The following is a 13,173-nucleotide window of genomic DNA, read 5'->3' on the forward strand; positions in this document are numbered from 1 at the left end:
ATAGCATATAAATTAAGGAATGTTAGAAGCAGTTATAGTTGATGATGAGGTAAAAGCCTTGCAAAGCTTGAGTTGGGAGTTGACCAACTTAAGCGATGAAGTGGATATCATAGCTTCCTTTACAGATGTCCAAGAAGCATTGGATTACCTTGAAAAAAACACTCCAGATTGTCTTTTTTTGGATATAGAAATGCCGACTATGGACGGTTTTCAATTTATTAAGAATCTAAAAAACAAAGATTTCCCAGTCGTCATTACTACGGCTTACAATCAATATGCCCTACAGGCTTTAAAAAACGAAGCCATTGATTATTTGTTGAAGCCCATAGATACGGATGATCTTCGCGAGACACTTACCAAAATCAAAAAGTACAATGCAAAAAATCTGACGATTGACAAGTTGGAAAAAATTCTACTAAACTTCAATGCAGAATCCAAGAGTAAAAAAATAACCATAAATACGGATGGTAAATTGTTGTTCCTTAACAGTGATGACATATTATATGCAGAGTCGGATGGAAACTACAGTACTATCTTTCTTAGTGATGGACAAAAAATTTTACTTACCAAAAAACTTAAAGAGGTGAACAATCTACTCCCAGATAATAGTTTCTTTAGGATACACAATTCATACATCATCAACCTCAATAAGATAAAAGAGTTTTTAAAAACGGACGGTTATGTGGTTTTGGAGTCCAATCATAAAATTCCCGTCTCCCGGCAAAAGAAATCCGATTTTTTGGATATGCTGTAACTTCCCAAACCGACTGTGCTTAAAAAACTATTGATAACACCCGGAAACCTACTATCACAAAAAAAACTTACACTTCTTTTTTTTCTGGCTTTTTATACCATAAACGCTCAAGAAATTCCAGATTCATTTAAAGAAAAAGCAGAAAGAATCGTATCCATGAGGCCCAAGACCTATCTTACTTTGGATACCGAGTTGCAAATTGAAAAAAGAGATACAACACTCTTGCGTTATTTTGCCGATTTATGCAAAGAAGAAAACTATTTGGAAGGCGAATCCTATGCCCTAGACCAAATTGGTGCCAAGTATAGAAACATATCACAATTTAAAAAGGCGGCAGACCTTCATCAGGAAGCATTGCGTATTGCTGAAGAGGCAAACAACACAGAACTCAAAGTAAGAGCTCTAAACATGTTGGGGGTAGTCTATAGAAGAACGGATGCCATTAAAACTGCTTTGGACTATAATCAAAAAGCACTTGAATTGGCAGAAGATGTCGTAAATCCTTCGCACCACATAAAAAGAAGTATCAATGTCTCACTCAACTGCATTGGAAATCTCTATAAAGCACTGGAACAATACGATTTAGCTATAATACAGTTTAAAAGAGCACTAAAGTTTGAAGAGGAGCTCGACAATAAGCTTGGTTTGGCCATTAACCATCAAAACATTGGGGGTTGTCTTGAACAAAAGGGAGATTTAGAAGGTGCACTTGAAAACTATAGAAAATCATTGGCTTACAATGATGAAATCGACTCCAACTTTGGGCGAATCTATTGTAAAAACAGTATAGCTCAAATCTATTTAAAGCAGAATATGCCATACGCTGCCCTGGTTCTTCTAGAGCCACTTTATGAACAAACCAGAAATGTTGGCGATTTTTATGTTACCTCCTCTGTTTTCATAAATACCGGATGGGCACATACAGAGCTTGGCAATTTTGATAAAGCGGAAGAATTTATACAAGATGGCCTGAATATGGCAAAAACTCACAGTATGCCTGGCAACATACTCTATGGTTATCAAAAACTTTCAGATTTTGAGTTAAGAAGGGGCAACTACCAAAAAGCATATGAATTCTATAAAAAAGCGGACGAATACGACGAAGAGATTTCCAGTGCCACCAATTTTAGGTATATGAACGATATCATCGTTCGTTATGAAGCAGATAAAAAAAACAACCAAATCTCTGTTCTTGCCAAGGAAAATGAGATTGTTCGGTTAAGGCTTAGAAAAAATCAGACAACATTGCTCGTCAGTACCCTCATAGTAGGCCTAATCGCATCAATTCTCTATATTCTTTACAGACAATACCAGAGCAAAAATGAAAAAAGGGTGCTAAGCTTGGAACAAAATCTGTTGCGCAGTCAGATGAACCCTCATTTTCTGTTCAACTCATTAAATTCCATAAAACTTTATATCATTAACAATGAGCAAAAAAATGCTGTCCATTATCTGAACAAATTTTCCAAATTGGTGCGCAAGATATTGGAAGCGTCTTCATTAAAGGAGATTACCCTTGCAGAGGAATTAGAGACCGTAGAACTCTACATGAATATTGAAAACATACGATTCTCAAATGAAATAGATTTTAAGATTACCGTAGATGATACCGTTAATCCCGAAAACATAAAGGTCCCCTCTTTGGCATTACAGCCATTTTTAGAGAATTCCCTATGGCATGGCCTATCTCCTAAGGAAGGGGAAAAGAAAATCCATGTAAACATCAAAAAGAAAAACGAAAGCCATATTTCTATAGAAATTACGGATAACGGGGTAGGAAGAAGTGCGGCACAGACCAATAAAGAAAATAGAGTGTTAAAAAGGAAATCCGTAGGCATTCGTATTACCAAAGAACGCTTGGCAAACTTTTCAAAGGACTACCAAAACAAATTCGAAGTTGATATTATAGATCTGTTCAATGAAAATGGAAATCCCAAAGGGACCAAAGTTATCTTGGATATTCCTACGATTTAGAATTTTCCGCAGCCACGGTTTCCAATTCTTCGTACCAAGCCTTTCCAAATTTTTTGATCAGCGCATCTTTTACAAACTTATAGATAGGGACTTTAAGTTCTTCGCCTAAACTACATGCGGGATCACAAATTTCCCATTTATGGTAGTTCACTGCCGTAAACTCACTGTACTCTCTGGTTCGTATGGGATATAAATGGCAAGAGACCGGTTTTTTCCAAGTTGTGGCCCCATCATTATAAGCCGCTTCCAAACCGCACTTTGCAATTCCTTTTTCAGAAAAAATAACATAGGCACACTCACTCTTGTTCACCAAAGGTGTTTCCCATTCGCCATCCTCTCCCTTAACAAAGGCACCTTGTTCCATAATGGCATCTACTCCCTCTGGTCTTAAATATGGTTTTACAGCCTCAAAAACATTCACCAGTATTTCAGTTTCATAATCTTCCAAGGGAGCGCCATATTCGCCATCCACACAGCAAGCACCTTTACATGCACTTAAATTACATACAAAATCATTTTCAATAATCTCCTCAGAGACAATAGTTTTTCCAATTTGGAACATGATAGTATCAACTTTTGCGGTAAAGGTAATTCAAAACATAAAATTTGATGTTTTCTATACATTTTTATATTATCTAAAAGTAATTTTTACACGTAAATTTGCACCCTTAAAATTTGAACAATGCATTTTAATTTTAAAGAAATAATAACGGCCAGCATGATTCTCTTTGCGGTAATCGATATTTTGGGCAGTATCCCTATCATTATCTCTTTACGGAATAAAGTGGGCCATATTCAATCTGAAAAAGCTTCTATAGTAGCTGCCTTTATTATGACTGCTTTTCTTTTTGTAGGCGAGAGTATTCTTGGATTGATCGGAATTGATGTGAATTCCTTTGCGGTTGCCGGTGCTTTTGTAATTTTTTTCCTAGCTATTGAAATGGTATTGGGCGTTACACTTTTTAGGGACGACATGCCCGAAACTGCTTCTATTGTTCCCATTGCCTTTCCACTTATAGCCGGTGCAGGTACATTGACCTCCATTTTAACATTGCGGGCAGAATATCATGTTGAAAACATTATCGTAGCAATTATTGTAAATATTATCTTTGTATATCTTGTATTAAAGTCCAGTTCCAGAATAGAACGGGTTTTGGGCAAAAACGGACTTAGCGTTATTCGCAAGGTCTTCGGGGTCATTTTATTGGCAATTGCGGTAAAGCTCTTTGCCACTAATGTAAATCAGATGTTTGCAACCTAACATCAAAGTAGCAACTATGAAAAAGACACTTTTTATTATCTTGATTATTTTGGCTTTGGCATTGATTGCCTATAATGTAACCTTGTTGGATTTCAATAACCCCCTACAAGGCGATAGTAGTATTGCCCTAATAGGAATTTTGGCTTCGTTATGTGCTGTGGTATTGCTTCTTATTTTTATGATATCCAAAAAAATAGATAAGAAAATAAAAGGGCATCAATCCTGAAGCTTTAACACTCCAACTTCTCGTTGTTCAAAGATTGATGAATCCAATTTCTTGACTCTTTCCAGCATAGCATCGTAATCTCCTTTTATCTGGGCGGACAGATTGGGCGAGAATAATTGTTCAGCAATGTTTGCTTTTAAATATGCTTTTATGCGCTCCTCCTGCGCATAAAAATCAAGTTTTATTTTTCTATTGAGCGTAAAATCTATGAATTCGTCAAAGAGTATGTCATCTACTTGGTATTCTTCCAAAAATTGATTTTTCGAGAGACTGGAATATTGTAGCCTGTCTTTTTCCAAGTGTTCAAAAATAAAGCGTGAAAAGAATTCGTAGGTATCGTCCATACTATCTATAGCTTCTTCTTCATTGCTTCCTATGGGCACAAACACATCTGGAATTATTCCGCCACCACCATATACAATTTTTCCTTTTGGGGTCTTAAAAATTAAGGAATCGGCCACTTTTATACTATCCACGGAAATGAGCTCTCCACTACGATAACGGTCCAAGAATGTTTGGTAATAGTCCTTATGGCCTTTTTTGTATGATTTTTGAATAGATCTTCCTGTTGGGGTATAATATCTTGAAACTGTTAGGCGTACTGCTGAGCCATCTCCTAAATCCATTTCGCGCTGTACAAGACCTTTACCAAAAGACCTTCTTCCAACGATAGTACCAATATCATTATCCTGAAGAGCACCGGCAATAATCTCGCTGGCTGATGCCGAGCGTTCATTGATCAGAACGTACACGGGTTTGTTTTCAAAATCACCTTTTCTAGTAGCAAAAGCTTTTTTGATTCTCCCCTTTTTATTCTTTGTGAAGAGAATGAGTTTGTCATCTGTCAAAAATTCATCGGCAAGCTTCTCTGCAATACCCAAATAACCTCCTGGATTATCCCTTAAATCCAACACTAATTTTTCAGCGCCACGAAGCTTTAGTTTTCGCAATGCATCTTTAAACTCACTATAGGTAGATTCAGCAAAACGATTTATTTTGATGTAGCCCATATCCCTTTTGAGCATGTAGTATGCATCAACGCTCTTAATGGGCACTCTATCCCTAACCACGGTAATATCTAAAATTTTATTTTTTGACTTTCGGTATACCTTCAAATCTACTTTGGTTCCTATCTTTCCTTTTAGCGTAGAGACTACGGTTTTATTAGGTATTCGCCTTCCAAAAAGTGTATCGTTATCTGCAACCAATATTCTATCCCCAGGCTTAATACCACTCATATAACTGGGGCCGTTTTTTATGGTTCGTATCACCGTGATGGTGTCTTTGTACATATAAAAACTGACTCCTATCCCTACAAAATCCCCTTTCATACTTTCAGAGACCTGCTCCATTTCACTATTGGGTATGTAAACCGAATGTGGGTCTAACTTCCCCAATATATTGTTCACGGTAACGTCCACGATACTGTCAGTGTCTATTTCATCAACATATTCATGGTCAATGTAATCTATGAGTCTGTTCAGCTTATCTTTTTTGGAATTGGTAGAAAATAATTTTTCCGGGGTATCGCCAAAGTGAAGCTTTCCCCCTATAAAAATTCCAATAGCCACCGCAAAAGCGAGCAGTGTAGGCCATAAATAATTGTTTTTCTTCTCCATAACATCAATGGCAATTATACCATTTCTTCTAAAATAGGCAGATGATGAGTCGTTACTCCCGCACGTTCCAAAAACTGTAATCCAGAATCATCTTTATATGCGGTTTGATACACCACACGTTTTATGCCAGATTGATGAATGAGCTTACTGCATTCCCTACAAGGTGATAGTGTTATGTACAGCGTGGCTCCCTCACATGATTGCGTAGAGGAGGCTACCTTTGAGATAGCATTGGCCTCTGCATGCAGAACGTACCACTTTGTATACCCTTCATCATCTTCACATATATTTTCGAAACCAGTTGGCGTTCCGTTATATCCATCGGATATAATCATTCTATCTTTTACGATGATAGCGCCGACCTGTTTTCGTTTACAATAGGAAAGTTTCCCCCATTCTTTGGCCATGCGCAGATAAGCTTTGTCGTACTTCTCTTGTTTACCCTCCTTCATACATTGGAAATAGCCAATTTTTAAATAAATATACCTGCTTTAACAGACCCTTACAACCTTATTCGATTAAATTTAACGAAGGCTCTACTTGGGAAACGTGGCAATTAGTAAGGGTATTGTAATGCATATGACCAAAATAGATGCGCCAGCAATAAAATGGATTCTTTTTACCTTCACCAAGTCTTGAACCATAAATGCGATACCAAGTATCGACAAAATGATGGCTACTTGTGAAAACTCGATTCCCGTGGCAAAACCCAATAAAGGTTTGAGCTTATTTTCTTCTTCGGCCATTAGCATTTTAAAATAATTGGAAAACCCAAATCCATGTATGAGTCCAAAGAAAGCGGTAACCAATGTGTGCAGAAACATTCCAACATCTTTGGTACCCCTTGTCATGTAGATTAAATTAAAGAGGGCCGTAAGCAAAATAGTTACTGGAATAAAAAATTCTACCAATCCTACATCCACTGTAAATATATCGAAAGCGGATAGCGCCAATGAGATACAATGCGCAACAGTAAAAACCGTTGCCAAAATAACTACCCTTTTCCAGTTTTTAAAAGTAAAAGGAATAGCCAATGCCGATAAAAACAGTATGTGGTCATAAGCGCCAAAATCCAGTACATGGTTCAGTCCCAATTTTACGTAAAACCAAAATTCTTGCATTGTTCGTTGTTCGTTGTTCGTTGTTCGTTGTTCGTTGTTCGTTGTTCGTTGTTCGTTGTTCGTTGTTCGTTGTTCGTTGTTCGTTGTTCGTTGTTCGTTGTTCAAAAATGTACTTTTCTACAGAAAAATCATTTTTCCACCATCACTCTTTACCTTTCAACCCTTCATCTATCAGCCAAAAACTGTAATGACCATGGCTTAGAGTACAAACTTCATTTCATGCCTTGTAGCTTAAACATCGCTAAGCTGACCACTGACCACTAAGTTACACAAATCCCCGCTCCTTTTGGATGGTATCATATGCCTTTTGTACTTCTTTGAACTTTTCTTCAGCTCCTTTTTTTATAGCCTCATTTTCAGTAACCACTTTATCGGGATGGTATTTTTTTGCCATTTTTCTGTAGGCCTTTTTTACTTCATCATCAGAAGCTGATTTTTCTATTTCAAGAATTTTATATGCGTTGTCCGCGGACTTTATGAACATGGCCTTGATACTCTCAAAATCGTGATGCCCTATTCTTAAATACCCTGCAAGTTCTTTCAATTTATTGATTTCCAGATTACTGAGCTGGCCATCGGCTTGCGCAATTCCAAACAGAAAATGTACCAGCTGTAATCTTACTTCGTACCGGGTTCGCTGAACTAAATACGTACAGATTCGCTGTGCGGAAACCTCTCTCTTTTTGACCACATCGTTAAACGTTCGGAAAATAGCATTTGCTTTTTCTTTACCATACGTGCTCAAAAAATACTGCCGTACGTAGTCCAATTCCCTTTGACTAACTTGTCCATCCGCTTTTATTACTATAGAGCATAGTGAAAGTAAATTCAATTCAAAATCTGCGGGAGATACATTTTGTTGGGTAAAATCCTTAAAAACCGTTCTAGCTCCTCCATTGGAACCTCCAAGATTATCCAAAAGACTCCCAACAATAAATCCTAATATAGCCCCTGGAAACCGAAATATAAAATAGCCTAGAAAGGCGGCTACCCATTTGATCATGATTAAAGATATTAAACCCCAAAGATAGGGCTTTGCAGGGGAAAGAAACCGTTGCCCAATAGTAAGGAACATGAAAAAAATCGACAAAAGCCGTATCTTTGACAGTGAATTAAAAATAAGACTATGTATCCTGAAGAATTGGTAAAACCTATGAGAGCGGACCTAGCTTCTGCCGGGTTTGAAGAATTATATACAAGTGAAGCAGTTGAAAATGCACTAAAACAAGAAGGAACCACATTGGTAGTGGTCAATTCTGTTTGTGGATGTGCAGCTGCAAATGCAAGACCTGCCGCTAAGCTGAGTCTTCAAAATGACAAAAAGCCTGCTAATTTAGTGACTGTTTTTGCAGGTGTGGACACAGATGCTGTTGATACGGCAAGAAATCACATGGTGCCGTTCCCCCCTTCATCGCCAAGTATGGCCTTGTTCAAAAATGGTGAATTGGTGCACATGATAGAAAGACACCATATTGAAGGTAGACCAGCAGAATTAATCGCGGAAAACTTAATGGAGGCCTATAACGAATTCTGTTAAGCAACGTTCTGAACAAATTAAAAAGCCACCTTGTTTTGAGGTGGTTTTCTTTTTTTATATGTTTTGTGTATAAAAAAGATACTATTTCATCAGTAAAATTGTTGAGATTTTACCAAATTGGCTTTTAAATAGAATGTAGTGATGCAAAAATTGCTTTCTTATCCTTTGACCGTACTCTTTTTCATTTTTTTTGGATTGGCTTTGGTCATATTTCACCCAATACAATGGTTTTGTTTAAAAGTTTTTGGGTATAACGCACATAGGGAAAGTGTCGCAATCTTAAACTGGTTTTTGATGCGGTGTACCAATGTTTTGGGCACCCGCTACAGTTTTGAAAACACCCAAGATATTCCAACCAATAGACCTCTCATAATCGTATCGAACCATCAAAGCATGTACGACATTCCGCCCATCATATGGTACATGCGAAAACACCATCCAAAATTCGTTAGTAAGATTGAATTGGGTAAGGGTATCCCTAGTGTCTCGTTCAATTTGAGACATGGGGGTTCAGCGCTTATCGATAGAAAAGATTCCAAACAATCCATTCAAGAATTGAGAAAGCTAGGTGCTTACATAGAAAAACACAATAGGAGTGCCGTTATATTTCCTGAAGGTACCCGCAGCCGAAAGGGAGTTCCCAAAAAATTTCATGCTACAGGTTTAAAGATCCTTATGAAGAATGCCCCATCTGCCCTAATTGTACCGATAAGTATTAATAATTCGTGGAAGTTGCTCCGTTTTGGTAAGTTTCCAATGGGACTAGGCTCTTATTTAAGGTTTAAAGTCCATGAACCCTTTGAAAACAATGGAGATTTGGATGCTCTCATTGCCAAAACCGAACAAGAGATAACGCAAAGTGTGGTAACATCAGCATGAAGAATTCCGAACTTATAGAAGCCACCGTCGATTTTGTGAAACAAAAACTACATGGTGCTGAAGGAGGGCACGATTGGTTTCATATTGAACGTGTTTTCAACACCGCAAAATTGATTTCAAGCTCAGAAAGAGTAGATACATTGGTAGTGCAATTGGCAGCATTGCTCCACGACATTGCAGACCCCAAATTTCATAATGGGGATGAATCCGTTGGACCTAGAACTGCAAGGGAATTCTTAGAGTCGAAGCAAGTCGGACCTGAGATAATCGAACATGTTGTCAACATCATAAAAAACCTATCGTTCAAAAATAGTTTGGAAAAACAGCATCTATTTTCTTCAAAAGAACTGCATGTAGTACAAGATGCTGACCGGCTGGACGCCATTGGGGCCGTTGGTATTGCCAGGGCTTTTAATTATGGTGGATTCAAGAACAGGGAACTTTACAACCCGAGTGTTTCTCCCAACTTGAATATGACCAAAGAGGAGTACAAAAAATCCAACACGCCTACCATAAATCACTTTTATGAAAAGTTATTGTTATTAAAAGATAAAATGAATACCGAAACTGGTAAAAAAATGGCAGAGAAGCGGCATCAATACATGTTGGGGTTTCTGGAACAGTTCTATAGTGAATGGAATCCTTCGAAAAAATAGCCAGCTGCAAAAACATGCCTTTTACAACTGGCTAACTAATGGACTTAATTCTAAATTCAATCTATTTTTTTTCAGGTAGGCCGCGGGTCAACCAACCGCCTCTTTTAACCGTTGCAATGGCATAGGGTGTAATCCATGATAAGCCAAAAGTGAACAAAATACTGTATGAATATGCCCACAGGGATTCTGATAATTCGTAACGCTTTGCATAGATTAAAACGGGAAAGGTAGATACTATAAGAATACTGAAAAGTGTTGAACTTAAAAATAATAATGGGTGAGTTATGATGAAGAAGAGCATAAAGATCAAAAATGGATAGCTCATGATTATTTTCAAAGATTGATTAATGAACAAGAGCCTTGTTCCCAATTTAGCGCCCTTTCTAAAATTTGTAAAAACGTATTTGGACATAGCTATATTCTCGCGAACATTACTTCTGCCCCATCTGATGAACATTTTATACAATCCTCGATATTTTTCAGGAACGTTTGTATAGGCATATGCGTTTCTTTGGAACAATACATGATACCCTTGTTTAAGAATCATGTTTGTCAATGCACAATCTTCACCAATATCTGAGGGCTTTCCCATAAAAGTTTGATTTATCCAATCTTCAAGACATGCAAAAACTGCTTTGTTCCGATAGGCAGCAAGAGCTCCTGGCGTACAGAGCACCGATTTAAGACTGCTTTCTGTTGAACGAATAAATTCAAAGCTCAAAACAAAACTTACATCCAACATTTTGGGCAGTAAAGCTCGCTCATTGTTCAAAACTCGAATATTACCTGCAACGGCGCCACAATCTTTGTTGGTAACAAATGGACTTACCAGGTTCCTCAAAGTATCTTTTTTTACTATGGAATCACTATCGACCGTTACAAAAATCTCACCTGTTGCTTCATTAAAACCTCGATACAAGGCGTGACGTTTACCCATATTTTTGGGTTGTTTATAAATCATCAAGCATTCACCTATTTCCTTTTTTGCTTCTTGAATCCAATCCCAAGTATCGTCTTGACTACCATCATCGATTGCAAGGAGCTGCAGTTTTTCCTTAGGAAAATCACTATCCGCCAAGCTCATCAAAGTATCCCAAACTTGTTTGCCTTCGTTATAAGCAGGTACGATCACAGTACAGGTTGGCAACTCTTCATCAGATACCGTATTAATAGGTTTATATTTAAAATACAGATAAAGCGTATAAGCAAAAAAAACTGCTTTGAATACAAACAAGCTACTTGCAACGATCATAAAAGTCAACCCAATGGTAGAATCCATTCTTTCCAAATTAAATTTGGTGAAATCGTTTTGTAGAATATATATTAAATACGCTGCTCCAATCATTAGCACAAAAGTGCTCCCCATGACAAAAACACCCCAAGCATCTGCTGTTTCAAAAAAAGTCTGAATCTTATTTTTCAACCCTAAATTTTTTGAGTTGAATTGGGAATTATGAGATGTATTTTTAATTTTCATATAGTTATCATTCAAATATCATAGTGTTATACGCAGCCAATTCTTTTTTAGATGACCTTTTAAACTTTTTTAACGTTAAATCCACAACGAGTTCTATTATTAACGGGAATCTGTCATTTTTACAATGGTAAATGAGCGCATATTGGTCGCATATGATCGATTTATTTTGAGCAAATCAAACCGTAAAACGACTATCACTTTTTTGTATCTTCAAGGCAACATCTAATTCCAGTAAAATGCAAAGAAGAAAGTTCCTTAAACAGGCGGCAGCAACCTCTACCGTATTTTCAATCGTCCCAAGTTATGTGTTAGGAAAAACACATGTTCCACCAAGTGACACCCTTTATGTCGCAGCCTTCGGCGTAGGCGGAAGGGGCAATGGTGTAATACAGGGTTTGGCCAATACGGGAAAAGTAAAGTTTGTTTCTTTTTGCGATGTGGACGAAAGACGCGCACAAAAGACTTATGAACTCTTTCCTGATGTAAAACGCTTTAAGGACTTCAGAAAAGTTTACGATGCACATGTAAAGGATATAGATGCTGTAATGGTCGCTACCCCCGATCATACACATGCTTCCATTGCACTTCCTTTTATGCGCGAAAAAAAACATGCCTATGTTGAAAAACCATTGACCCATAATATTCATGAAGCAAGATTGATGACCAAAGTTGCAGCTGAAAACGGAATTGTAACCCAAATGGGAAATCAAGGCGCTTCTAGTGATGGTAGTCGTATTGCCCGTGAATGGGTAGACCTTGGGTTACTGGGCAAAATCCATACTATCGATTGTTGGACCAATCGCCCCGTATGGCCACAGGGTGTTCCATTGCCTTCAAAAAAACAACGGGTACCAAAGGAATTGGACTGGGACCTATGGCTTGGTCCTGCTGCCATGCGGGACTATAATGCTGCTTACTTGCCTTTTAAATGGCGTGGTTGGTGGGATTTTGGAACAGGAGCCTTGGGAGACATGGGGTGCCATATCATGGAAACTCCTTTTAGTGTTTTGGACCTAGGTTATCCTACCGAGGCAGAGGCCAGTTGTACAACGGTTTGGGTAGGGGATTTTGTTGAGGCCGATTATAGCCCCTCTTGCCCTCCCTCATCCAAAATACACCTGAAGTTTGAACATGAACATCATGGCGATATAGCGTTGAACTGGTACGATGGTGGTATAAAACCGGACCTTCCGGATGAGCTTAAAGATGATGAAACTATCGGCGATAATGGTGGTGGTACTATAATGTATGGCGAAAAAGGAATCTTGATATGTGATACCTATTCTAAAAACCCACGTTTACTACCCTCAGAGATGACAGGTCTTATAAATTCCCCAGAACCAAAATATCCCAGAATTGCGGGCGGAGCTGATGGACATATTGCCAATTTTGTGGATGGATGCATGAATGGAACGACCACCTCTTCAAACTTTGCCAAAGCAGGTCCGCTTACGGAAACAGTTCTTATGGGAAACCTTGCCGTAAAAGCATATCAATATAAAGTATTGCAAGAAGGTAAAAAAGTAGGTGATTGGGCGCCTTATGACTACCCGGGTAGAAGAAAATTGCTTTGGGACGGCAAGAATATGAAAATCACCAATTACGATAAGGCAAATGAATGGGTTACCCGTCAATATCGCAAGGGGTGGGAATTGAGCTAGTATTTTTG

General features: G+C 38.0%; 14 protein-coding genes. 8 read left to right on the forward strand and 6 right to left on the reverse strand.

Features of this window, described 5'->3' with window-relative positions:
* The first annotated feature begins 19 nt into the window (after positions 1–19).
* Both LV716_RS06635 and LV716_RS06640 read left to right on the forward strand, forming a co-directional pair.
* Positions 20–754, forward strand: a complete 735-nt coding sequence (locus LV716_RS06635) for a LytTR family DNA-binding domain-containing protein (protein ID WP_163416969.1) — start codon at positions 20–22, stop codon at positions 752–754.
* Between the two features lie 15 nt (positions 755–769).
* Positions 770–2,728: a tetratricopeptide repeat protein gene (locus LV716_RS06640; protein WP_233759250.1), complete on the forward strand. Its 1,959-nt coding sequence runs from the start codon at positions 770–772 to the stop codon at positions 2,726–2,728.
* Here LV716_RS06640 and LV716_RS06645 read toward each other — a convergent pair.
* Positions 2,718–3,290 carry a DUF3109 family protein gene (locus tag LV716_RS06645; RefSeq protein ID WP_163416970.1) on the reverse strand — a complete coding sequence of 191 codons (573 nt, stop codon included), beginning with the start codon at positions 3,288–3,290 and terminating at the stop codon, positions 2,718–2,720. The genes LV716_RS06640 and LV716_RS06645 overlap by 11 nt on opposite strands.
* A gap of 120 nt (positions 3,291–3,410) precedes the next feature.
* On the opposite strand from LV716_RS06645, the gene LV716_RS06650 reads away from it, so the two are divergent.
* Both LV716_RS06650 and LV716_RS06655 read left to right on the forward strand, forming a co-directional pair.
* A complete protein-coding gene (locus LV716_RS06650; protein ID WP_163416971.1) occupies positions 3,411–3,989 on the forward strand; it encodes a MarC family protein in 579 nt (192 codons plus the stop codon).
* A gap of 16 nt (positions 3,990–4,005) precedes the next feature.
* On the forward strand, positions 4,006–4,215 hold the full coding sequence (locus LV716_RS06655; protein ID WP_163416972.1) for a hypothetical protein: 210 nt from the start codon (positions 4,006–4,008) through the stop codon (positions 4,213–4,215).
* Here the strand turns inward: LV716_RS06655 and LV716_RS06660 are convergent.
* The 4 genes from LV716_RS06660 to LV716_RS06675 all read right to left on the reverse strand — a co-directional run bounded on the left by LV716_RS06660 (position 4,206) and on the right by LV716_RS06675 (position 7,958).
* Positions 4,206–5,834 carry a S41 family peptidase gene (locus LV716_RS06660; RefSeq protein ID WP_163416973.1) on the reverse strand — a complete coding sequence of 543 codons (1,629 nt, stop codon included), beginning with the start codon at positions 5,832–5,834 and terminating at the stop codon, positions 4,206–4,208. The genes LV716_RS06655 and LV716_RS06660 overlap by 10 nt on opposite strands.
* Before the next feature lie 14 nt (positions 5,835–5,848).
* Positions 5,849–6,286 carry a dCMP deaminase family protein gene (locus LV716_RS06665; RefSeq protein ID WP_163416974.1) on the reverse strand — a complete coding sequence of 146 codons (438 nt, stop codon included), beginning with the start codon at positions 6,284–6,286 and terminating at the stop codon, positions 5,849–5,851.
* Between the two features lie 84 nt (positions 6,287–6,370).
* Positions 6,371–7,060: a HupE/UreJ family protein gene (locus LV716_RS06670; RefSeq protein WP_317167631.1), complete on the reverse strand. Its 690-nt coding sequence runs from the start codon at positions 7,058–7,060 to the stop codon at positions 6,371–6,373.
* 160 nt (positions 7,061–7,220) lie between these two features.
* Complete coding sequence (locus LV716_RS06675; protein WP_163416975.1) at positions 7,221–7,958, reverse strand: TerB family tellurite resistance protein; 738 nt, start codon at positions 7,956–7,958, stop codon at positions 7,221–7,223.
* A gap of 123 nt (positions 7,959–8,081) precedes the next feature.
* On the opposite strand from LV716_RS06675, the gene LV716_RS06680 reads away from it, so the two are divergent.
* The 3 genes from LV716_RS06680 (at position 8,082) to LV716_RS06690 (ending at position 10,027) form a co-directional block, all read left to right on the forward strand.
* Positions 8,082–8,492, forward strand: a complete 411-nt coding sequence (locus tag LV716_RS06680) for a BrxA/BrxB family bacilliredoxin (RefSeq protein WP_163416976.1) — start codon at positions 8,082–8,084, stop codon at positions 8,490–8,492.
* Positions 8,493–8,633: 141 nt separating this feature from the next.
* A complete protein-coding gene (locus LV716_RS06685; protein ID WP_163416977.1) occupies positions 8,634–9,371 on the forward strand; it encodes a 1-acyl-sn-glycerol-3-phosphate acyltransferase in 738 nt (245 codons plus the stop codon).
* On the forward strand, positions 9,368–10,027 hold the full coding sequence (locus LV716_RS06690; RefSeq protein WP_163416978.1) for an HD domain-containing protein: 660 nt from the start codon (positions 9,368–9,370) through the stop codon (positions 10,025–10,027). Before LV716_RS06685 ends, LV716_RS06690 begins: the two co-directional genes overlap by 4 nt.
* Before the next feature lie 61 nt (positions 10,028–10,088).
* Here LV716_RS06690 and LV716_RS06695 read toward each other — a convergent pair whose 3' ends face one another.
* A complete protein-coding gene (locus tag LV716_RS06695) occupies positions 10,089–11,393 on the reverse strand; it encodes a glycosyltransferase family 2 protein (RefSeq protein WP_233759273.1) in 1,305 nt (434 codons plus the stop codon).
* Positions 11,394–11,740: 347 nt separating this feature from the next.
* Here LV716_RS06695 and LV716_RS06700 point away from each other — a divergent pair, with 347 nt between their 5' ends.
* On the forward strand, positions 11,741–13,165 hold the full coding sequence (locus LV716_RS06700) for a Gfo/Idh/MocA family protein (RefSeq protein WP_163416980.1): 1,425 nt from the start codon (positions 11,741–11,743) through the stop codon (positions 13,163–13,165).
* Positions 13,166–13,173 lie beyond the last annotated feature (8 nt).

Origin of the sequence: Flagellimonas sp. HMM57 (genome assembly GCF_021390175.1) — a bacterium.
In the GTDB taxonomy this organism is placed as follows: Bacteria; Bacteroidota; Bacteroidia; order Flavobacteriales; family Flavobacteriaceae; genus Flagellimonas.

Bases quoted from the DNA above. Each gene is read 5' to 3' on its own strand.
- LV716_RS06635 (WP_163416969.1), top strand. From the start codon at position 20: ATGTTAGAAGCAGTTATAGTTGATGATGAGGTAAAAGCCTTGCAAAGC.
- LV716_RS06645 (WP_163416970.1), bottom strand. From the start codon at position 3,290: ATGTTCCAAATTGGAAAAACTATTGTCTCTGAGGAGATTATTGAAAAT.
- LV716_RS06650 (WP_163416971.1), top strand. From the start codon at position 3,411: ATGCATTTTAATTTTAAAGAAATAATAACGGCCAGCATGATTCTCTTT.
- LV716_RS06655 (WP_163416972.1), top strand. From the start codon at position 4,006: ATGAAAAAGACACTTTTTATTATCTTGATTATTTTGGCTTTGGCATTG.
- LV716_RS06660 (WP_163416973.1), bottom strand. From the start codon at position 5,834: ATGGAGAAGAAAAACAATTATTTATGGCCTACACTGCTCGCTTTTGCG.
- LV716_RS06665 (WP_163416974.1), bottom strand. From the start codon at position 6,286: ATGAAGGAGGGTAAACAAGAGAAGTACGACAAAGCTTATCTGCGCATG.
- LV716_RS06675 (WP_163416975.1), bottom strand. From the start codon at position 7,958: ATGATCAAATGGGTAGCCGCCTTTCTAGGCTATTTTATATTTCGGTTT.
- LV716_RS06680 (WP_163416976.1), top strand. From the start codon at position 8,082: ATGTATCCTGAAGAATTGGTAAAACCTATGAGAGCGGACCTAGCTTCT.
- LV716_RS06685 (WP_163416977.1), top strand. From the start codon at position 8,634: ATGCAAAAATTGCTTTCTTATCCTTTGACCGTACTCTTTTTCATTTTT.
- LV716_RS06690 (WP_163416978.1), top strand. From the start codon at position 9,368: ATGAAGAATTCCGAACTTATAGAAGCCACCGTCGATTTTGTGAAACAA.
- LV716_RS06695 (WP_233759273.1), bottom strand. From the start codon at position 11,393: ATGGGGAGCACTTTTGTGCTAATGATTGGAGCAGCGTATTTAATATAT.
- LV716_RS06700 (WP_163416980.1), top strand. From the start codon at position 11,741: ATGCAAAGAAGAAAGTTCCTTAAACAGGCGGCAGCAACCTCTACCGTA.